The 18,778-nt window shown below is 73.7% G+C and carries 19 protein-coding genes; 12 read left to right on the forward strand and 7 right to left on the reverse strand.

The window, feature by feature from the left end; translation table 11 throughout:
• Positions 1-234 carry a hypothetical protein gene (locus M8C11_RS17405; protein ID WP_013284786.1) on the reverse strand — a complete coding sequence of 78 codons (234 nt, stop codon included), beginning with the start codon at positions 232-234 and terminating at the stop codon, positions 1-3.
• Between the two features lie 244 nt (positions 235-478).
• Positions 479-2,080 carry an RNA polymerase sigma factor gene (locus tag M8C11_RS17410; RefSeq protein WP_121684303.1) on the reverse strand — a complete coding sequence of 534 codons (1,602 nt, stop codon included), beginning with the start codon at positions 2,078-2,080 and terminating at the stop codon, positions 479-481.
• A gap of 286 nt (positions 2,081-2,366) precedes the next feature.
• On the opposite strand from M8C11_RS17410, the gene M8C11_RS17415 reads away from it, so the two are divergent.
• Positions 2,367-3,188, forward strand: a complete 822-nt coding sequence (locus M8C11_RS17415; RefSeq protein WP_252450664.1) for an inositol monophosphatase family protein — start codon at positions 2,367-2,369, stop codon at positions 3,186-3,188.
• Between the two features lie 69 nt (positions 3,189-3,257).
• On the opposite strand, the gene M8C11_RS17420 is transcribed toward M8C11_RS17415, so the two are convergent.
• A complete protein-coding gene (locus tag M8C11_RS17420) occupies positions 3,258-3,773 on the reverse strand; it encodes a LytR C-terminal domain-containing protein (RefSeq protein ID WP_252451096.1) in 516 nt (171 codons plus the stop codon).
• A 439-nt stretch (positions 3,774-4,212) separates the two neighbouring features.
• Here M8C11_RS17420 and M8C11_RS17425 point away from each other — a divergent pair, with 439 nt between their 5' ends.
• Together M8C11_RS17425 and M8C11_RS17430 are read left to right on the forward strand one after the other, a co-directional pair.
• A complete protein-coding gene (locus M8C11_RS17425; RefSeq protein WP_013284790.1) occupies positions 4,213-4,509 on the forward strand; it encodes a DUF4193 domain-containing protein in 297 nt (98 codons plus the stop codon).
• 214 nt (positions 4,510-4,723) lie between these two features.
• On the forward strand, positions 4,724-5,530 hold the full coding sequence (locus M8C11_RS17430; protein WP_374668623.1) for a hypothetical protein: 807 nt from the start codon (positions 4,724-4,726) through the stop codon (positions 5,528-5,530).
• Between the two features lie 24 nt (positions 5,531-5,554).
• On the opposite strand, the gene M8C11_RS17435 is transcribed toward M8C11_RS17430, so the two are convergent.
• Positions 5,555-6,046, reverse strand: coding sequence for a DUF3093 domain-containing protein (locus M8C11_RS17435; RefSeq protein ID WP_121684285.1), 492 nt, complete (start codon positions 6,044-6,046; stop codon positions 5,555-5,557).
• 85 nt (positions 6,047-6,131) lie between these two features.
• Between M8C11_RS17435 and dut the strand changes: the two genes are divergently transcribed.
• From dut to M8C11_RS17455, 4 genes are all read left to right on the forward strand, one after another.
• A complete protein-coding gene (dut, locus tag M8C11_RS17440; RefSeq protein ID WP_199733147.1) occupies positions 6,132-6,629 on the forward strand; it encodes a dUTP diphosphatase in 498 nt (165 codons plus the stop codon).
• A 25-nt stretch (positions 6,630-6,654) separates the two neighbouring features.
• The gene (locus tag M8C11_RS17445) at positions 6,655-7,275 is read left to right on the forward strand and encodes a DUF3710 domain-containing protein (protein WP_252450666.1); all 621 of its coding nucleotides are present in this window, start codon (positions 6,655-6,657) and stop codon (positions 7,273-7,275) included.
• A 169-nt stretch (positions 7,276-7,444) separates the two neighbouring features.
• A complete protein-coding gene (locus tag M8C11_RS17450) occupies positions 7,445-7,825 on the forward strand; it encodes an OB-fold nucleic acid binding domain-containing protein (RefSeq protein ID WP_013284795.1) in 381 nt (126 codons plus the stop codon).
• Complete coding sequence (locus M8C11_RS17455) at positions 7,822-8,502, forward strand: DUF3159 domain-containing protein (RefSeq protein ID WP_120571021.1); 681 nt, start codon at positions 7,822-7,824, stop codon at positions 8,500-8,502. The genes M8C11_RS17450 and M8C11_RS17455 overlap by 4 nt, the downstream gene beginning before the upstream one ends.
• Before the next feature lie 10 nt (positions 8,503-8,512).
• Here the strand turns inward: M8C11_RS17455 and M8C11_RS17460 are convergent, their stop codons facing one another.
• On the reverse strand, positions 8,513-9,202 hold the full coding sequence (locus tag M8C11_RS17460) for a TrkA family potassium uptake protein (protein ID WP_120571020.1): 690 nt from the start codon (positions 9,200-9,202) through the stop codon (positions 8,513-8,515).
• 3 nt (positions 9,203-9,205) lie between these two features.
• Positions 9,206-9,871, reverse strand: a complete 666-nt coding sequence (locus tag M8C11_RS17465; RefSeq protein WP_120571019.1) for a TrkA family potassium uptake protein — start codon at positions 9,869-9,871, stop codon at positions 9,206-9,208.
• Between the two features lie 158 nt (positions 9,872-10,029).
• Here M8C11_RS17465 and M8C11_RS17470 point away from each other — a divergent pair, with 158 nt between their 5' ends.
• From M8C11_RS17470 to M8C11_RS17490, 5 genes are all read left to right on the forward strand, one after another.
• A complete protein-coding gene (locus M8C11_RS17470) occupies positions 10,030-12,081 on the forward strand; it encodes an APC family permease (protein WP_121684284.1) in 2,052 nt (683 codons plus the stop codon).
• A 95-nt stretch (positions 12,082-12,176) separates the two neighbouring features.
• Positions 12,177-13,385, forward strand: a complete 1,209-nt coding sequence (locus M8C11_RS17475; protein WP_252451115.1) for a class I SAM-dependent RNA methyltransferase — start codon at positions 12,177-12,179, stop codon at positions 13,383-13,385.
• Positions 13,386-13,394: 9 nt separating this feature from the next.
• Entirely contained in the window at positions 13,395-14,585 is a 1,191-nt protein-coding gene (locus tag M8C11_RS17480; RefSeq protein WP_252450668.1) for an anhydro-N-acetylmuramic acid kinase, read from the forward strand.
• A 58-nt stretch (positions 14,586-14,643) separates the two neighbouring features.
• Positions 14,644-16,587, forward strand: coding sequence for a 1-deoxy-D-xylulose-5-phosphate synthase (gene dxs, locus M8C11_RS17485; protein WP_252450680.1), 1,944 nt, complete (start codon positions 14,644-14,646; stop codon positions 16,585-16,587).
• Between the two features lie 131 nt (positions 16,588-16,718).
• Entirely contained in the window at positions 16,719-17,225 is a 507-nt protein-coding gene (locus M8C11_RS17490) for a GNAT family N-acetyltransferase (RefSeq protein WP_252450682.1), read from the forward strand.
• Positions 17,226-17,502: 277 nt separating this feature from the next.
• On the opposite strand, the gene M8C11_RS17495 is transcribed toward M8C11_RS17490, so the two are convergent.
• Complete coding sequence (locus tag M8C11_RS17495) at positions 17,503-18,693, reverse strand: hypothetical protein (protein WP_252450684.1); 1,191 nt, start codon at positions 18,691-18,693, stop codon at positions 17,503-17,505.
• Positions 18,694-18,778: the final 85 nt, after the last annotated feature.

Below are 18,778 nucleotides of genomic sequence, written 5' to 3' on the forward strand. Positions count from 1 at the left end.
TCAGTTCGCCATCAGATCGGCGCCACGCCAGCTGAACTCCGGGTCCGACGCGTAGCGCACGGTGATCTTCACGAGATCCTCCGCGTACTTGTTCGCGTGGTGCCCACAGAACACCAGCTCGCTCCCACCCGCCAGAGTGATCCGGAGCTTGCCGGCAGCATTGCAGCGGTCGCACCGTTCATCGGCGGCCGGGGGGCTCACCGTCTCGGGCGGCGGCGTGAGGGTCGGGGTCATCGCCTTCCTCCTCTGGTCGTCACCGATGAACACTCTCTTCGGTTGCTCACCTATCGTGCAACACCCATCTCGGGCCCTGCCTTCCCTGTGTGCCCGCGGGGGACCGAGGTCACACCTGGCGTGGAGGACAGTGTGCCGTGCACCAAGGGTGCCACGTCAACGATCACAAACAGGCAACCGACCGATCACCAAAGAGTGTTGTACGGCTGGTGATCAAACCGGCACTATTTGTTGACGTGCGCGGTCAGTCCAGGTAGTCGCGGAGCACCTGGGAACGCGAGGGGTGCCGCAACTTGGACATGGTCTTGGATTCGATCTGCCGGATGCGTTCCCGGGTCACGCCGTACACCTGGCCGATCTCGTCCAGAGTGCGCGGCTGGCCGTCGGTGAGGCCGAAACGCAGCCGCACCACGCCCGCCTCACGCTCGGACAGCGTCTGGAGAACCTGCTGGAGCTGGTCCTGCAGCAGCGAGAACGACACCGCGTCGACCGCGACGACCGCCTCGGAGTCCTCGATGAAGTCGCCGAGCTGGCTGTCACCCTCGTCGCCGATGGTCTGGTCGAGCGAGATGGGCTCCCGGGCGTACTGCTGGATCTCCAGCACCTTCTCCGGTGTGATGTCCATCTCCTTGGCCAGCTCCTCCGGGGTGGGCTCGCGGCCCAGGTCCTGGAGCAGCTCGCGCTGGATCCGGCCGAGCTTGTTGATCACCTCGACCATGTGCACGGGGATGCGGATGGTGCGGGCCTGGTCGGCCATGGCGCGGGTGATGGCCTGGCGGATCCACCAGGTGGCGTAGGTGGAGAACTTGTAGCCCTTGGTGTAGTCGAACTTCTCGACGGCGCGGATGAGGCCGAGGTTGCCCTCCTGGATGAGGTCGAGGAAGGCCATGCCGCGACCGGTGTAGCGCTTGGCCAGCGAGACCACCAGGCGGAGGTTGGCCTCCAGCAGGTGGTTCTTGGCCCGCTCGCCGTCCCGGGAGATCCACATCAGGTCGCGCTGGAGGTCGCGGACCAGCTTCTCCTCGCCCTCGTCGGCGGCGCGCAGCCGCTCGGCGGCGTAGAGGCCGGCCTCGATCCGCTTGGCCAGCTCGACCTCCTGCTCGGCGTTGAGCAGCGGCACCTTGCCGATCTGCTTCAGGTACGCCCGCACGGAGTCGGCGGAGGCGGTCAGCTCGGCGTCCCGGCGCGCCTGCTTGAGCGCCTCGGACTCCTCGTCGTCCCACTCGAAGTCGTTGTCGGTGGCGGAGCTGGCCGCGTCGGCCTCGGCGGCCTGGGTCAGCTCGGCCGGCTCCTCGACCACCACGTCCTCGATCTCGGCGGCCAGCTCCTCCGGGTCGATCTCACCGTCGGGGCCCTCGGCCTTGCCGCCGGCCTTGGCCGGCTTGGCCGCGGCGGTCTTCGCCGCCACCGTGGCCTTGGTGGCGCGGGTCGCCTTGGTGGCCTTCGCCGGGGCCGCGGCCTTGGCCACGTCGGCGGTGGTGGCCTTGCGCGCGGTCGCCTTCCGGGGGGCCGGGGCGGGCGACTCGTCGGCGGCGGGCGCCTGCTTCGGGGCGGGCGCGGCGGCCTTCTTGGTGGTCTTGGCGGTGGTGGCGCGGGAGGCCGGGGTGGCGGACCGGGCGGCGGCGACGCGGCGGCGGGTGCTCGCCGAGCCGTCCACCACCACCGTCACGCCCGCCTCGGAGAGCGCGCGGAGGATCTTCTTGGCCTGGGCCGGGGTCACCTCAGCGGACTCGACGGTGCGCGCGAGCTGGGCCGACGTGAGCTGGCCGCCGGCGCTCTGCGCGTGGGCGATCAGGGTGTCGGTGAGCGAGCGAACGTCGGCGCCGGTCTGGCGGGGATCTGTCACGAAGACCTTCCGGAGGCGAAAGAGCGAGCACGGCCGGGTCGTCCGGCGCAGCATGGGACGGCCGCGCCGGGCGAGTCGTTGAGGACCCCCGTGTCCCGGGCCGTCCGGTCGCTGGCGGTCCGTGGCGCGTGGGCAGGGTGAATTGTAACGCCGTCTGCCGCGATCATCCCGCGCCGCACGGCGGACCTGCGGTCCGGGACCGCAGATTCGGCGCAGATGTGGACTTTGTAAGGATGATACCCGCGCACGAGACGGCCGGTCCCGATCGTGCCGGAAGGGGAGAGACATGATCACCTCGACGCCCACGGCGCGGGAGTTGCTCACGATCGCTGTCGACGTGGCCCGGGAGGCCGCCGCCACCGCGTACCGGATGCGGGTCGAGGGCGTCTCGGTGGCCGCGACCAAGAGCACGGTGACCGACGTGGTCACCGCCGCCGACCGGGCGGTGGAACGGCAGGTGGTCGCCGCGCTGCGGCAGCGGCGGCCCGGCGACGCGGTGCTGGGCGAGGAGTACGGCGCGGGCGAGACCGGCCCCGCCGACCCCGACGGCGTGCGCTGGATCCTCGACCCGATCGACGGAACCGTGAACTACCTGTACGGGCTGCCGTACTGCGCCGTCTCGCTGGCCGCCGAGGTGGCCGGCGAGGTGGTCGCCGGGGTGGTCCGCAACGTCGTCACCGGCGAGGAGTGGACCGCGACGCTGGGCGGCGGCGCCTGGCGCGACGGGCAGCGGCTGCACGGCTCCACCGCGACCGACCTCGGGCAGGCGCTCGTCGCCACCGGGTTCGGCTACGACGCCGGCCGCCGGGCCCACCAGGCGCGGGTGGTGACCGAACTGATCCCGCACATCCGGGACATCCGCCGGATGGGCGCCGCCGCGCTCGACCTCTGCCTGGCCGCCGAGGGGCGGGTGGACGCGTACTACGAGAAGGGTCTGGCCGACTGGGACCTGGCCGCCGGCGGGCTGGTCGCCCGGGAGGCCGGGCTGCTGGTGACCGGCCTGTCCGGCCGCGCGCCCGGCCCGGACCTGGTGCTCGCCGCGCCGCCGGCGCTGCACGGGCCGCTGCACGACCGGCTGGTCGACCTGGACGCCTCCGGCGGGCCGTGACGGCGCCGCACACGCGACAGGGCGGCCTCCCCGGAGGGAGACCGCCCTGTGCCGTCGTCGCGCCGTCGCCTACTTCTCGATCGGCATCGGGCAGGTCTCGGGCGGCGCCTGCGGCGCGCCCAGGTCGCCGAGCGACTGGTTGACCTCGGTGGTGGTGGCGAGCTGCTGGAACTGGTTGCCCAGGACCACGTCGACCGCGTCGTCCTTGCGGTTCGCGTCGAACTTCTGGTCGGCCTCGTTGAGGAAGTACGCGCGCAGCAGGTGCGCCGAGCCCACGGCCTTGGGCCCGAACCGCAACTGGGCCACGCCGTCGAACGCCTTGGCCTCGTTGCCGACCTTCTTGACCTGGAACTTGCGGTTGCGGAAGTCGTCCGCGACGCTGCCGGCCCGGCCTGCCTCGTCGGTGGCGTTGTAGACGTTGATCTTGACGTCCTTCTGTTCCCGCAGTCGCAGGTCGACCAGCGGCCAGCCGTCCGGGCAGGCGGCCGCCGTACCGGCTGTGCCCTGGCTGTCCTTCAGCACGGCGACGACCACGAAGACCAGGGCGACGACCGCCAGCAGTCCGACGACAACGAGTGCCCGCACTCGCGCAAAACTCATCCTGGGCGCTCCCCGGACAGTGATTGGGTGGTGGCGGGCGACGCGGTCGGGCCGCGACCTGTCGGCCGTCCAGTACGCCGCTGAGGTTAACGCTTGTCCGGCTCAGGCGTGGAAACAGTCCGACATACCGGCGCGCCACGCGGTGAACCGGTAGGACTACCCCTATCTTCGTGTCGCCTGAGTCACATTGGGAACAACTTCGGGCGCAGAGGCGTACATCTCTCCCGCGAGGGCGGTATACATGCCTCGCCCACAGGGGGGGTAAGGTTCCGCGCTCACCGGGGGCATTTCGCACCGGCGAGCCCGGCCCACCGCTCGTCGGGTCGGGTGCCCGACAGAGATGGTGGCCGGTCAGGGGAACCGAAACGGCGTCGTCCGGCGTTACAACCGGCAGCGACAATATCGATATTGGAGAGTGAAACCGATGGCCACCGACTACGACGCCCCGCGTCGCGACGAGGTCGACCTCGGCGAGGACAGCCTGGAAGAGCTCAAGGCCCGGCGGGTCGACTCACAGTCGGGCGCCGTGGACGTCGACGAGGCCGAGGTGGCCGAGAGCTTCGAGCTGCCCGGCGCCGATCTGGCCGACGAGGAGCTCACGGTCAAGGTCCTCCCGATGCAGCAGGACGAGTTCCGGTGCGCCCGCTGCTTCCTGGTCCACCACCGCAGCCAGCTGGCGGTCGAGCGCAACGGCGACCTGATCTGCCGCGAGTGCGTCTGATCCCGACCGAGGACACCAGCGGCGGCCTCCTCGACGGGGCCGCCGCTGTTCGAGCCGCCGCCGTGCGCGTGCGGCCGATTGCTGCTTGACTCGTTACGGGCGGCTGCCACGCCGCGCGGAGCGGGAGGGCGGACGGGTGAGCGAGCGCAGCGACGGGACCGGCGCCGACCGGACCCCGGCTCCGGCGGCGAGGCCGGCACCGACCGGGCCGGACGTGACAGCGGCCGGACCGGACAGGGGCCCGGACGGCGCGGGCACGACACCCGATCCGACCGGCCCGGACACCGAGGAGCTGGGTGCCACCGTCGCCGCCCTGACCGCCGACGACATCGCGCCGGCCCGCCGGCGCCAACTGCTGACCCGGCTGGTCGGGCAGGCCCGCGCCCGGGGGATCACCGACCTGTTCAAGCCTCGTGCCGCGGTGCGCTGGATGACCGACACCGTCGCCGAGGTCGCCCCGCACGTGCCGATCCGCGACCTCGCCACGCTCCGGCGGCACTTCCCCGGCCTGGACGACGACGCGCTCGCCGACCGGCTGGTCCGTAACGCGTCCCGCGCCACCGCCGGGGTCGGCGCCGCGGGCGGCGGGGTGGCCGCGGTCGAGTGGGCGGTGACGCCCACGCTGCTCTCCGCGCCCGTGCTGCTGGCCGCCGAGACGGTGGCCGTGGTGGCGATCGAGCTCAAGCTGATCGGCGAGCTGCACGAGGTCCACCGGGTGCCGCTGCCGGCCGGCGGCGCCGGCCGTTCCGTGGCGCTCGTGCAGTCCTGGGCCACCCAGCGGGGGGTCAACCCGATGATGCCGGGCGTCGGGGTGAGCGCGGTGCTCGGCACCGCCGCCCGCCGGGAACTGCGGGACAGCCTGATGCGCCGCTTCGGGCGCAACCTCACCACGCTCGGGCCGTTCCTGACCGGCGCCGCCGTGGCCGGGTACCTCAACCGCCGGGCCACCCGCGCGCTCGGCGAGCAACTGCGCAAGGACCTGCGGCGCACCGCGCGTGCCCTGCCGGAGGCGCCGTCCTGACCGTGCGGGCCGGGCGGCAGCAGGTCAGGCCGCGTCGCGGGCGGCCAGCAGGGCGGTCGCCAGCTGGACCGGGTGCCGGGTGCTGACCACCCAGAACGGCGTCGGGTCGGCCGGGTCGTCCAGCACCACCTGCACGGCGCCGCCGATCCACGGGCGCTGCACCACGAAGGCGAGCGGGTCGGAGCCGACGCCGAGCACCTCGCGCCGGCCGGCCGCGTCCAGCGGCACCACGTCCGCCACGTACCGCACCGGCAGGTGGGCGTCGTCCACCCGCAGCTCGCCGTCGCGCACCTCGACCCGGATCCGGCCCAGCCACCACAGGGCGGCCACCGCGGCGGGGATCAGCAGCACGAACGGCAGCCAGGCGCGCACCCCGGTCGCGCCCATCCACAGCTCGACCGCGAGCAGGCCGGCCGCGGCCAGCCCGAGCGGCCACGCCCACCAGGGCAGCCCGAGGCGCTCCGCGTACGGCGCGGCGGTGGCCGTCGGGGCGGCCGGAGATGACGACTGACGCACACAGACGAGGGTACGGCGCGGGAGCGGCCCGGCAACCGGCAGGATGGCAGGGGCACCCCGCAGGACCGGACGGAAGAGGATGACCGTGACAGACGTCGTACCCGTGCCCGTACGGCTGCTCGACCCGGAGCTGCCACTGCCGGCGTACGCCCATCCCGGCGACGCCGGGGCGGACCTGGTGGCCGCCGCGGACGTCGAGCTGCCCCCCGGCGGCCGGGCCCTGGTGCCCACCGGCGTGGCGGTGGCGCTGCCGGACGGCTACGTCGGGCTGGTGCACCCGCGATCCGGACTCGCGGCCAGACTCGGCGTGACGGTGCTCAACGCGCCCGGTACGGTCGACGCCGGCTACCGGGGTGAGATCCTGGTCAACCTGATCAACCACGATCGGGACACGCCGGCGAAGATCAGCCGGGGCGACCGCATCGCGCAGCTCGTGGTCCAGCGGGTCGCCCGGGCCGAGTTCCGGCCGGTGGCCGAGCTGCCCGGGTCCCGGCGTGGCACGGGCGGGCACGGGTCCACCGGCGGGCACGCCGGGCTGGTCCCGGCGCCGTCCGGCGGGCAGAGCGAAGAGGTGGCAGGGTGAGTGTGAACAGCGGAGGGTGGGCGCAGTGATCTTCTCCCGGAAGCGGGCCGACGAGGCGCGTGACAATGGGGTCCTCGACGCCGAGGAGACCCCGTCGGCGCCGGGCCGCGGCCCGTACGACGTCAGCGAGGCGCCCGACGCGCCTCGCCTCGACCTGGGCAGCCTGCAGATCCCGGCGGTGCCGGACGTCGAGGTGCGGGTGCAGGCCGACCCGCAGGGCGTGATCCAGCAGGTCGTGCTGGTGCACGGGCAGAACGCGCTCCAGCTCGGCGTCTTCGCCGCACCCCGTTCCGAGGGCATCTGGGACGAGGTGCGCGAGGAGATCCGCCAGTCGCTGGTGAGCGACGGCGCGACCGTCCAGGAGGTCGAGGGGGAGCACGGGCCCGAGCTGCGCGCCCGGGTGCGTACTCCGGACGGGCCGACCGACCTGCGGTTCGTCGGCATCGACGGCCCGCGCTGGATGGTGCGCGGCGTCTTCCAGGGCGCGGCCGCCGCCGACCCGGCCTCCGCCGGTCCGCTCGCGGCCTGCCTGGACGGCCTGGTCGTCGACCGCGGCCAGGAGGCCAAGCCGGTGCGCGAGCCGCTGCCGCTGCGGCTGCCCCGCGAGGTCGCCGAGCAGCAGGCCGCCGACGCGCAGGAGGTCTGATCCACGACGTGCACGGGCCCGGCGCGGAACCGCGCCGGGCCCGCGGCGTGTCCGGTCCCGGCCGGCGGTACGCGCCACGCCGCTCCCGCCGGCGGGCCACTGCGCGTACGCTGGCGGGACGGTTCCGCCGCCCGCGGGGCCCCGCTGTGGAGAGGGTGACGCGGAGGTCATGACGACCGACGAGAGCCGGGGGTCGCTGCGGCGGCTCCTGCACCGGCTCACCGCGAGCGAGGCCGAGATCGAGGCGCAGGAGCTGCGCCGGGAGAGCGCCGAGTCCGGCGGCACGCCCGCCCACCAGTGCAACAGGGGTCAGGTGGTGTCGGTGGCCGGGCGGCTGCGTACCGTCGTCTACACGCCCCGCACGAACCTGCCCACGCTGGAAGCCGACCTCTACGACGGCAACGACGTGGTGACACTGGTGTGGCTGGGCCGCCGGCACATCGCCGGGATCGAGCCGGGCCGGCACCTGACCGCGCGCGGCCGGGTGGCGGTGCGCGACGACCGCAAGGTGATCTACAACCCGTACTACGAGCTGGAGTCGCCGAAGTGACGACCGGACAGCAGCAGACCCCGCCGGGCCTCGGCCCGCAGGACGAGGAGCGGCTGCCCAGCCTCGCCGAGCAGATGGCCGACCAGCTCGGCGGATGGCGCGGGCTGGTCGAGTCGAGCATCCCGGTGGTGGTCTTCGTGGTCGCCAACGTGATCGGGGAGCTGCGCCCCGCCGTGTACGCCTCGGTGGCGGTGGCACTGCTGATCGCCGGGCTGCGGCTGGCCCAGCGCAAGCCGGTGCGGCACGCGGTCAACGGGCTGTTCGGCGTCGGCATCGGCGCGCTGCTGGCACTGCGCACCGGCGACGAGCGCGACTTCTACCTGCCGGGCATCCTCTACGGCATCGGGTACGGCCTGGCGCTGCTGCTGTCGGCCGCGATCCGGCAGCCGCTGGTCGGCTGGATCTGGTCGGTGCTGGTGGCCAAGGGCCGCTCCGAGTGGCGCGACGACCCCAAGCTGGTGCGCACCTTCACCCAGCTCACCGTGCTCTGGGGCGTGGTGTGGCTGGCCAAGGTCGGCGTACAGGCCGGGCTCTACCTGGCCCACCAGGACACCGCGCTCGGCGTGGCCCGGCTCGCCCTGGGCTACCCGCCGTACGCGCTGCTGCTGCTGATCACGGTGTGGGTGGTGCGCCGGGTCACCCGGGAGACCGCACCCACCCCGCTGCCCGGCTCCTGAGGCCGCCGCCTCAGGAGCGGTCCCGGTGCCGGTCCGCGCTCGTCGGGCCGAGGATCACCGCGCGCACGTCGTCCTCCACCGCCGCGGTGCAGACGAACACCAGCTCGTCGCCGGCCTCGATCGGGTCGTCCGGCGTCGGCACCAGCACCCGCTTGCCGCGTACGATCGCCACCAGCGCCGCGTCCCGGGGGATCGGCACCGCGTGGATCGGCTGCCCCACGTAGGGCGCGGTCGGCGGCAGCGTGATCTCGACCAGGTTCGCCTCGCCCTGCCGGAACGTCATCAGCCGGACCAGGTCGCCGACGGTGACCGCCTCCTCGACCAGCGCCGCCATCACCCGCGGCTTGCTCACCGCGACGTCCACGCCCCACTGCTCGGTGAACAGCCACTCGTTCTCCGCGCGGTTGACCCGGGCCACCACGCGGGGCACCGCGAACTCGGTCTTGGCCAGCAGCGACACCACCAGGTTGACCTTGTCGTCGCCGGTGGCGGCCACCACCACGTCGCACCCGGCCACGTTGGCCTCCTCCAGGCTGGCCAGCTCACAGGCGTCGGCGAGCACCCAGTCGGCGGCCGGCACCCGGTCGGGCCGCAGCATCTTCGGCTGCCGCTCGATCAGCATCACCTGGTGGCCGTTGTCGATCAGCTCCTGGGCGATCGAGCGGCCCACGTTGCCGGCGCCGGCGATGGCGATCCGCATGGCTCAGTGCCCCCCTTCCGGCGGCGCCGCCGCCACCGACGTGACCGGGCCGTTGATGTCGTCGGTCACCAGCATGTAGACCTGGTCACCCTCCTGGATCACCGTGGAGGCGGTGGGCAGGGTGCCGATCCCGAACCGGTTCAGGTAGGCGACCCGGGCGCCGACGGCCTGCTCCAGCTGCCGCAGCGGCCGGCCGATCCAGTCCTTGTGCACCGGCACCTCGATGATCGAGACGGTGCTGGTCGGGTCGCGGAAGATCTCCACGTTGCCCTCGGGGACCAGGTGGCGCAGCATCCGGTCGGCGGTCCACCGGACGGTCGCCACGGTGGGGATGCCGAGGCGCTCGTAGACCTGGGCGCGACGCTGGTCGTAGATGCGGGCCGCCACCCGGGACACGCCGAACGTCTCCCGGGCCAGCCGGGCCGAGATGATGTTGGAGTTGTCGCCGCTGGACACCGCCGCGAACGCGTCGGCCCGCTCGATGCCGGCCTGGCGCAGCACCTCGCCGTCGAAGCCGGCGCCGGTGACGGTGATGCCGGCGAAGTCGGGCCCGAGACGGCGGAACGCGTCCGCGTCCTGGTCGATCACCGCCACCGAGTGCCCACGCGCCTCCAGGCTGTGGGCCAGGGTCGACCCGACCCGGCCGCAGCCCATGATCACCACATGCACGGTGTCCGCTCCTCCCACGGCGCCGCCCGCCGACCCGTCGTCTGCGAGCCTGCCACGTCCCTCTGCCGGACGGGGGACCGAACCGTACCGCGCGGCCGCGGGCGGGGGAGATCGACCACCCCCGCGCCCCGGACCCGGTGGTCGTACGCTTGGCGGTTGTGGCCCGACCCACCTCGCTGCTGAAGCGACTCCTCCTCGGTCGACCGTTCCGGTCCGACCGCCTCCAGCACACGCTGCTGCCGAAGCGCATCGCGCTGCCGGTCTTCGCCTCGGATGCGCTCTCCAGCGTGGCGTACGCCCCGGACGAGATCCTCCTGACGCTGTCCATCGCCGGCGCCTCGGCGTTCATCTTCTCGCCGTGGGTCGCGCTCGCGGTCGTCGTGGTCATGCTGACTGTGGTGGCGAGCTACCGGCAGAACGTGCACGCCTACCCCTCCGGCGGCGGCGACTACGAGGTTGCGACGGTCAACCTCGGTCCCAAGGCCGGCCTCGCGGTGGCGAGCGCGCTGCTCGTCGACTACGTGCTCACCGTCGCCGTCTCGGTCTCCTCCGGCGTGGCGAACCTCGGCTCGGTGGTGCCGTTCGTGGCCACCCACAAGGTGCTCATCGCGGTCAGCGCGGTGGTGCTGCTCACTGCGATCAACCTGCGCGGCCTGCGCGAGTCGGGCACCGCCTTCGCCATCCCCACGTACGGCTTCGTGATCGTGATCGGCGGCATGCTGCTGACCGGGCTGGTCCGCGTCTTCGTGCTCGGCGACGACCTGCGCGCACCGAGCGCCGGACTGGAGATCCAGGCCGAGCACAGCGTCACCGGGTTCGCGCTGGTGTTCCTGCTGCTGCGCACGTTCTCCTCCGGCTGCGCCGCGCTCACCGGCGTGGAGGCGATCTCCAACGGCGTACCGGCGTTCAAGAGCCCGAAGTCGAAGAACGCGGCGACCACGCTGCTGCTGCTCGGCGGCATCGCGGTGGCCATGCTCGTCGGCATCATCTGGCTGGCCCGCCTCACCGGCCTCCAGTTCGTCGAGGATCCGCGCACGCAGATCATCTCCGGCCCGGACGGGTACGTGCAGAAGACGGTCACCACCCAGCTCGGCGAGACCGTCTTCGGCGGCGGCTCGGTGCTGCTGTACGTGGTCGCCGGGATGACCGCGCTGATCCTGTTCCTGGCCGCGAACACCGCCTTCAACGGCTTCCCGGTGCTCGGCTCGATCCTCGCGCAGGACCGCTACCTGCCCCGCCAGCTGCACACCCGCGGTGACCGGCTGGCGTTCTCCAACGGCATCCTGTTCCTGGCCGTCTTCGCGGTGGTGCTGATCGTCGGCTTCCAGGCCGAGGTGACCAAGCTCATCCAGCTCTACATCGTCGGGGTGTTCGTCTCGTTCACGCTCTCCCAGGCCGGCATGATCCGGCACTGGAACCGGCACCTGCGCCGCGAGCGGGACCCGGAGGCGCGCCGCCGGATGATCCGCTCCCGGGCGATCAACACGTTCGGCATGGTCATGACCGGCGTCGTGCTGATCATCGTGCTGGCCACCAAGTTCCTGCTCGGTGCCTGGATCGCGATCGTCGCGATGGCCGTGATGTACGTGGTGATGCTCGGCATCCGCCGCCACTACGACCGGATCGCCGAGGAGCTGGAGCCGACCGAGCAGCGGGCCGTCCTGCCCGCCCGCAACCACGCCATCGTGCTGGTCAGCAAGCTGCACAAGCCGACGCTGCGGGCCGTCGCGTACGCCCGGGCCACCCGGCCGGACACGCTCACCGCGGTCACCGTGAACGTGGACGAGCAGGACACCCGCGACCTCCAGGCCGACTGGGAGCGCCGCGAGCTGCCGGTGCCGCTCACCGTGATCGACTCCCCGTACCGGGAGATCACCCGCCCGATCCTCAACTTCGTCGCGTCGGTGCGCCGGGAGTCGCCGCGCGACGTGGTCACCGTCTTCATTCCCGAGTACGTGGTGGGGCGCTGGTGGGAGAACCTGCTGCACAACCAGAGCGCGCTGCGGCTCAAGGGCCGGCTGCTGTTCGAGCCGGGCGTGATGGTGACCAGCGTGCCCTGGCAGCTCGCCTCCACCGCCAGCAAGAACCTGGACCGGCTGGACGCCACGCTCAGCCGGGGCCCGGCGCGCGGCCCCCGGGTGGCGCCGCAGAGCACGCTGCCGCCGCCGGTGGCGTCCACGCCCTCCGCCGAGCCGGAGGAGCGCTCGTGAGCGCCGTGGAGCGGTCTGGGCCTGCTTCGCCGGCCGGGCGTCCCGGTCCTGCGTCGGCGGACCGGCCCGGCCCTGCGTCGGCGGACCGGCCCGGGCTGGAGGAGGCCGAGCGGGTCGAGCTGACCGTCGACGCGGTCGCGCCGGGCGGGCACTGCGTGGCCCGGGTCGGCGGGCAGGTGGTCTTCGTCCGGCACGCACTGCCCGGTGAGCGGGTCGTGGCCGAGGTGACCGAGCTGCACCGGGGCTTCGCCCGCGCCGACGCGGTGGAGATCCTGGACGCCTCGCCGGACCGGGTCACCCCGCCGTGCCCGTACGCCCGGCCGGGCCGGTGCGGCGGCTGCGACCTCCAGCACGTCGCCCCGGCCGCCCAGCTCGACTGGAAGCTGGCGGTGGTGCGCGAGCAGCTCACCCGGCTGGGCGGCCTCACCGCCGAGCGGATCGACGCGCTCGGCGTACGCGTCGAGGCGCTGCCCGGCGGGCCGCTGGGCTGGCGTTCCCGGGTCCGGTACGCGGTCGACGCGGCCGGCCGGGCGGGGCTGCTCAAGCACCGCTCGCACGAGGTGGTGCCGATCGAGCGGTGCCTGATCGCACACCCGGCGATCCAGGAGCTGCCGGTGCTCCCGCCCACCGGCGCCCGCTGGCCGGACGCCGACGCGGTGGAGACGGTCGCCAGCACCGGCGGGGACGTCGCCGTGGTCGCGTACACCGACGGGGTTCCGACGGCCGTGAGCGGGCCGGAGCGGGTCCGGGAGACGGCGGCCGGGCGGACCTTCACGCTGCCCGCCTCCGGGTTCTGGCAGGTGCACCCGGCGGCGGCGGACGCGCTGACCGGCGCGGTCCTCGACCTGCTCGACCCGAGGCCCGGCGAGACGGCCTGGGACCTGTACGGCGGGGCCGGCCTGTTCGCCGCTGCGCTCGCCGGACGGGTCGGCGGCGCCCGGGTGACACTCGTCGAGTCGGCGCCGGACGGCGTGGCCGCGGCCCGGGAGAACCTGTCCGACCTGGCCGGCGTCGAGGTGGTGGCGGCCCGGGTGGAGACCGCGCTGTCCCGGCGGCGGATCACCGGCCCGGTCGACCTGGTCGTGCTCGACCCGCCGCGCTCCGGCGCGGGCGCCCCGGTGGTCCGTTCCGTGGCGGCCGCCGGGCCGCGCGCGGTCGCGTACGTGGCCTGCGACCCGGCCGCGTTCGCCCGGGACGTGCGCACGTTCGCCGACGCGGGCTGGCGGCTGGCCGCGCTGCGCGGCTTCGACCTGTTCCCGATGACCCAGCACGTGGAGCTGGTGGGCCTGTTCCTGCCTGGCTAGCCTGACCCGATGAAGATCGTCGGGCTGATGTCGGGCACGTCCTACGACGGCGTGGACGTGGTCGCGGCCGAGTTCACCGCCGACGCCGACACGCTGCGGCTGCGGCCGCTCGGGCACCGGGAGCTGGCGTACCCGGACGACCTGCGGGCCGAGATCGGCGCGCTGCTGCCCCCGGCGGCCACCACCATCGAGGCGGTCTGCCGGCTGGACAACCGGCTCGGCGAGGTGTTCGCGGAGGCGGCGGCCGTCGGCGTCGAGCTGGCCGGGGGAGCGGCCGACGCGGTCGTGTCGCCCGGCCAGACGGTCTTCCACTGGGTCGAGGACGGCCGGGTGCGCGGCACGCTCCAGCTCGGCGCGCCGGCCCGGGTGGCCGCCCGGGTGGGCGTACCGGTGCTGCACGACCTGCGCTCGGCGGACGTGGCGGCCGGCGGCCAGGGCGCGCCGCTGGTCCCGGCGTTCGACGCGCTGCTGCTCGACCCGGCTGCCTCCCCGCGCGCAGCGGGGGGCGCGGCCGCCGGGGCCCGCGCCGCGTTGAACCTCGGCGGGATCGCGAACCTCACAGTGGTCGCGCCCGGCGCGCCCGTCCTCGGGTACGACGTGGGCCCGGCCAACGCGCTGCTGGACGCCGCCGCCCGGCGCTTCCTGGACCGGCCCTGCGACGTCGACGGCGCCCGCGCCGCGGCCGGCCGGGTGCACGAGGCCCTGCTGGCCCGGCTGCTCGCCGAGCCGTACTACGCCGCGCCGCCACCCAAGTCGACCGGCAAGGAGCTGTTCCACGGCGGCTACCTGGACGCCGCGCTGGCCGCGCTCGGCGAGCCGGTGGCCGCCGACGACGTGCTGGCCACGCTCACCGAGCTGACGGCCCGCACGGTGGCGGACGCCTGCGACCGGCACCGGGTGACCGAGGTGGTGGCCGCCGGCGGGGGAGTGCGCAATCCCACACTCCGGGCGCGGCTGGCGGCGCTGGGCGAGGGACGCTGGCGGCTGCGCACCACCGACGAGCTGGGCGTGCCCGCCCAGGCCAAGGAGGCGTACGCGTTCGCGCTGCTGGGCTGGCTGTCGTGGCACGGGCTGCCGGGCGCGGTGCCGTCGGTGACGGGGGCGTCCCGCGCCGCCGTGCTCGGCTCCTGGACTCCGGCCGGGCCGTCCGCCGCCGCGCCGCGCCCACCCGCCCCGAGGCGGCTGGTGGTGGACGCCTGACCTGGGTCGATGCACGGCCGGGCTGCGGACTGTTCCGCGGCCGATAGACTCTCCGGTCATGAGTGTTGAAGAGGGCACGGCCAACCACGGTCGGCTGCTGGGCACCGTCCACGGCCCGCAGGACGTGAAGCGGATGACCGCCGAGCAGCTGGACATCCTCGCCGCCGAGATCCGTGACTTCCTGATCGCCAAGGTCTCCCGCACCGGCGGCCACGTCGGCCCCAACCTCGGTGTGGTCGAGCTGACCCTGGCGATGCACCGGGTCTTCGACTCCCCGCGTGACCGGCTCCTCTTCGACACCGGCCACCAGGCGTACGTGCACAAGATCCTCACCGGCCGGCAGGAGGGCTTCGACAAGCTCCGCCAGCGCGGTGGCCTCTCCGGCTACCCCAGCCAGGCCGAGAGCGAGCACGACCTGATCGAGAACTCGCACGCCTCCACCGCCCTGTCGTACGCCGACGGCCTGGCCAAGGCGTACGCGCTGCGCGGCGAGAAGCGGTCCGTGGTCGCCGTGGTCGGCGACGGCGCGCTCACCGGCGGCATGTGCTGGGAGGCGCTGAACAACATCGCCACCGCCGGCAACCCGCTGGTGATCGTGGTCAACGACAACGGCCGGTCCTACTCGCCGACCATCGGCGGCCTCGCCGACCACCTGTCGTCGCTGCGGCTCAACCCCGGCTACGAGAAGGTGCTCGACACGGTCAAGGACGCGCTGGGCAACACCCCGTTCGTCGGCAAGCCGATGTACGAGGTACTGCACGCGGTCAAGAAGGGCATCAAGGACGCGGTCGCCCCGCAGGCCATGTTCGAGGACCTCGGCATCAAGTACGTCGGCCCGGTCGACGGCCACGACGTACCGGCGGTGGAGGCGGCGCTGCGTGCCGCGAAGAACTTCGGCGGCCCGGTCATCGTGCACGCGGTCACCCGCAAGGGCTACGGCTACCGTCCCGCCGAGGACGACGAGGCCGACTGCCTGCACGGCCCCGGTGCGTTCGACGCCGAGACCGGCAAGCTGCTCGCCGTGCCGTCGGTGAAGTGGACGAACGTCTTCGCCGACGAGCTGGTCGCGATCGCCGACGAGCGGCCCGACGTGGTCGGCATCACCGCCGCCATGGCCGAGCCCACCGGCATCGCCACGCTCGCCCGCAAGTACCCGGAGCGGGTGTACGACGTCGGCATCGCCGAGCAGCACGCGGCCACCTCCGCCGCCGGCCTCGCCATGGGCGGGCTGCACCCGGTCGTCGCGGTCTACGCCACGTTCCTCAACCGCGCGTTCGACCAGGTGCTGCTGGACGTGGCCATGCACAAGCTGCCGGTCACGTTCGTGCTGGACCGGGCCGGCATCACCGGCCCCGACGGGCCCAGCCACTACGGCATCTGGGACATGTCCGTCTTCGGCGTGGTGCCCGGCCTGCGGATCGCCGCGCCCCGCGACTCGGCCACGCTGCGCGAGGAGCTGCGGGAGGCGGTCGCCGTGGACGACGGGCCGACCATCCTGCGCTTCCCGACCGGCACCGTCGCCGCCGACCTGCCCGCCGTGCGCCGGGTTGGTCCGGTCGACGTACTGGCCGAGTCGGCGCGTACCGACGTGCTGCTGGTCGCGGTCGGCTCGTTCGCCGGCCTCGGCGTGGAGGTCGCGGCCCGCGTCGCCGAGCAGGGGTACGGCGTCACGGTCGTCGACCCGCGCTGGGTGCGCCCGGTGCCGGCCGAACTGGTCGAGCTGGCCGCCGGTCACCGGCTCGTGGTCACCGTCGAGGACGGCGTGCGCATCGGCGGCGTCGGTTCCGCGCTGGCCCAGGCGATGCGCGACGCCGACGTCCGCGTACCGGTCAAGGACATGGGCGTACCGGCCGACTGGCACCCGCACGGCACCCGCGCGCAGATCCTGGCCGACCTGCGGCTGACCGCGCAGGACGTGGCGCGCGACGTGACCGGCTGGATCTCCGGCCTGGACGCCGCCCCGGTCGACCCGGCCACGAACGGAGCCCGAGCCCAGAGCTGACCCGCCCCGCGCGCGCCTCGGTCGGCGCCCGCGTCGATCTTGCACTTGCGGCCCTCCTGATGTCGGCTTCGCCCGATTACGGAGGGCCGCAATCGCAAGATCGCGGGGGCCTTGACGTGGAGGGAGGACTCGTGGAGGTGCGGGAGGCGGGGCTCGGGGATCTCTTGGGGATCGTCGAGGTGCACAGCCGGGCGCGGGTCGCCTATTACGGGGCCGGTGGGCTGCCGGTCGGGGAGATCCTCACGCCGGAGCTGGCCCGGGAGCAGCGGGAGGGCTGGACGGCGGCGATCACCTCGGTGCACAAGCAGGTGCGAGTCGCCATCGTGGACGGTGTGCTGGCCGGGGTGCTCGCCATGGGGCCGCCGCACTCGTCCGACCTGGATCCGCGGACGACCGCGCAGCTCTACCAGATCCACGTCGACCCGGAGATGTGGGGACGAGGCGTGGGCGGTGCGCTGCACGCGTTGTTCGTACGTCACCTGGCGGACGAGGGGTTGGCGCGGGGCGTGCTGGAGGTGTGGGAGCGCAACACCCGGGCCCGCGCGTTCTACACGCGCCACGGATGGCGCCCCGACGGCACCTCCCGCCCCGGCCCAGCCGAGACCCCCTACGTAGGCATGCAGCTGACCCACCCCTAGCCCGTCCCGGGCCTTCGCCGCAGGTCACGCCCGCACCCCGCCCCGATCCCGTCGATCTTGCACTTCCGGCCCCCAGATCGCCGGTTTTGCCCTGATCGGCGGGCCCCCAACTGCAAGATCGCCGAGTCCCGCCAGCCCTGGCCCGATGACACGAACTCCTTGATCACCGAGCCAGTCGGGTGATCATGAGGTTGGCGGTGGTTCGTGTCTGGTTTGTCGCCGTCAAGTTCATGGTCGACGGGGTGGGCGACCCCGGGGCGGGGAAGCGCGGGTCAGGTCAGGGGGTGGGGAGGGAGCGGTACCAGGTCTTCTCGGTGCCGGCCAGGCTGAACGTCTGCCTCTGGTCGGTGTGCTCGACCACCACCAGGCCGGGACGGTCGACCAGACGCGTCGTGCCGGGCGGGGCGGAGAACGAGGCGTCCCGGGTGCGCCAGGACAGCACCGCGAGCGGCCGGCCCGGCATCGGCAGGTGGTACGCCTGAAGCGTGGTGGACCGGTCCGCGGGGGACACCACCGGAGTGCCGCCGTCAGCCGGCCGGTAGACCACCGCCGTCATCGTCCCGGCCGGCGTCTCCCAGCTGAGCTGCTCCAACTCGCCCGGTTCGCCCTCGCCGAGCGCCACCGAGCCGAGCGACCGCGTCGCGATCTTCGCCATCGGCCAGGACTCCGGCGCGGAGCGGGGCGCCTCGCGGTCGCCGATGCGGCGCGGCACGCTGCCGAACGGACCCCGTTCACCGGCCAGCACGCAGGTGTCCAGTCCGGTCAGCGCGCGCTTCCCGGCGCCCGTCTCGTCGCGTACCAGGGGATAGCGGGGCGCTTCGGTGGCCGTACCCAGGTCGAGGACGCGGTCCGCGGCCCGGCCGCGCGGCAGCGACGGCGTGGACCGCAGCGTCGCGGTCAGTTCGACGGCCCGGCAGGCCGGTACGGCGACCGGGTCGGTGACGCCGTCGGTGCTGTCGAGCACCTTGCCGTCGGGCCCGGTCAGGCGCTCGACGCGGGCCGAGGTGAGGTAGCGGCGGCCGGCCGGCTCCCGCACCGGCAGCACGTCGGAGTAGACCAGGTAACCGGGGTCGGTGTACTCGGTGGCGTGGACGACCCGCCAGCGCTGCCCGTCCCGGTCGAGTTGCAGCAGCCAGGACGCGGCCTCACCGGGCACGTCGGCGGCGACGAGCGCGAGCGCCGACCCGGCGACCTGACCGGAGAAGAGGATGCCGGACGTGGGCACGTGCACCCGGTCGTCCACCGGGGAGCGCCAGTCGCGTACCGCTGTGGTGATCGCGGCGGTGGCCTCGGCGTCGCGGGCCAGGCTGCCGCGCGGCGGCCACACCGCGAGCGTGCCGTCCAGACTGTCGTAGCCGACCCGCAGGTCCGCCGGCTGCCGTTCGGCGACCGGTCCGCAACCGACCGTGACCAGCAGCAGAGCTGCCAGCGCGGTGCCCGTCGTAGCGCCTCGGCGGGCTGAAAGCACCCTGATCCCCTCGCCGGTCGTCGGTCGGAAGCCCACATGGTACGAGACGGCCGGTCACCCGGCCGCGCCCGGCTCACCCTTTCGG

This window comes from Micromonospora sp. CPM1 (assembly GCF_023896895.1).
GTDB lineage: Bacteria > Actinomycetota > Actinomycetes > Mycobacteriales > Micromonosporaceae > Micromonospora > Micromonospora tulbaghiae.